Source organism: Planktosalinus sp. (genome assembly GCF_059864935.1).
The window spans coordinates 1-1,757 of the sequence record NZ_JCBCCK010000280.1 but is presented as its reverse complement, the minus strand read 5'-3'; the positions used below and the strand labels follow the sequence as shown (position 1 = coordinate 1,757).

The window sequence follows — 1,757 nt, the reverse complement described above, 5'->3', positions numbered from 1 at the left end:
CCTGAAAAGAAGATAACATACTAAGATACGGGAATAGTTTTTAAAATACTTTAGTTTTTTTTAAATAGGTTTGTACTATTAACCTCACAAAAACTAATATTATGAAAATGTCAAAAGCAGTATTTTTTGTTGCTCTATTTTTTACTGGATTATTTGTATCTTGTACACCAGAAAGCATAGACAGCAATGAGCAACAAATCGATGCATCAACAATTCAAATCCCAAGACAAGGGTAGTAAAAGGTTTAGTATAGGAGGTGGAATCGTAATCCTATTGATTGCAATCACTCCTTACCTTTTTTATTTGTATGAAAGTTTCCCAACCACAACACGTTGGGAGACTTTTTTGTTTACAATAGAAACAAATTATCCAACGATACAGCATTTCTCTTGGTTTTTAACTGGCAAATTAATACCATTATATTTGTTGCTCATTTGGTTCTTCACCTGTAAACATTGGTGGCATTGGATAATTTTGGTTCCTATTGCAATGTTTTTATTTCAAACCTGGGGAATTATAAACCAGAGTATGGCAATTGATGAAGTAGAGTTAGTATACATGATTCCAGTAATGTTAATACTTATTCCTATGGTTTATCTTATAAGAGCCAAAGTATTTAACAAGGTACGTGGTGATAACCTGAGGGAATTTGAAGAAGATCTCAAGAAAAAGCGAACTATACTTGACGAATTAAAAGAACTGTTCCGTTAATTTTATCATTTTACTTTATTTGCACCCTATCGTTTAAAGTTGTAATTTAGTTACTTACTTTCAAACCAATCATTGATGGCCAAGTCACTCTCTCCTTTTACAGCTGCACAACTGATGCCCAAAGAGGAAACCCTTGAAATCCAAAAGTCTAAAGGCGACCTTGTTATTGGCATTCCCAAAGAAGTCTGTTACCAGGAAAAAAGAATATGCCTCACCCCTGATGCAGTTTCTGCAGTTGTTGCAAACGGGCACAGAATCATTATAGAAAAAGGTGCCGGTGAAGGTGCCAGTTTTAGCGATAAAGCTTATGCTGATGCCGGTGCTGAGATTACCCAGGACACCAAAAAAGTGTTTTCGTGCCCCATTATTCTAAAAGTTGAGCCTCCCACTCCTGAGGAAATTGAAATGATCAAGCAAAAAACAGTGCTTATCTCAGCCATTCAACTCAAAACCCGTGATAAAGAATATTTTGAAGCTTTAAATAAAAAGAAAATTACTGCATTGGCCTTTGAGTTTTTACAAGATGAAAATGGGGCATTACCTGCTGTTAGAGCATTGAGCGAGTTGGCCGGAATTGCTTCTGTATTAATAGCTTCAGAACTGCTTGTAGATGAAAAAGACGGGAATGGGCTTTTATTTGGTAACATAAGCGGGGTTCCTCCCTTAGAAGTGGTAATTCTTGGTGCCGGAACTGTTGGCGAGTTTGCTGTCAGGTCTGCTTTAGGACTTGGAGCTAATGTAAAAGTTTTTGATAATTCTATAACAAAATTACGCTGTTTGCAAACCAATATCGGACGACCACTTTACACCTCTACCCTTCAGCCAAAAACCCTGCTTAAAGCTTTAAAACGCTGTGATGTAGCCATTGGAGCCATGCGAGGTACTGACCGATCTCCGGTAGTGGTTTCCACTACAATGGTTGAGAATATGAAAAAAGGTGCTGTAATTATTGATGTTAGCATTGATACAGGAGGGTGTTTTGAAACTTCTGAAATGACTTCTCATGACAATCCAACAATTATTAAAAACGGTGTCATTCATTATGG

2 protein-coding genes are annotated in these 1,757 nt (G+C 36.8%); both read left to right on the top strand.

Annotated features, from left to right (window positions below; translation table 11 throughout):
• Positions 1–186: 186 nt before the first annotated feature.
• Complete coding sequence (locus AC6F75_RS09340; protein WP_500714740.1) at positions 187–711, top strand: hypothetical protein; 525 nt, start codon at positions 187–189, stop codon at positions 709–711.
• A gap of 75 nt (positions 712–786) precedes the next feature.
• Positions 787–1,757: NAD(P)-dependent oxidoreductase (locus AC6F75_RS09335; protein WP_500714739.1), on the top strand; the 971-nt coding region annotated here is incomplete at its 3' end.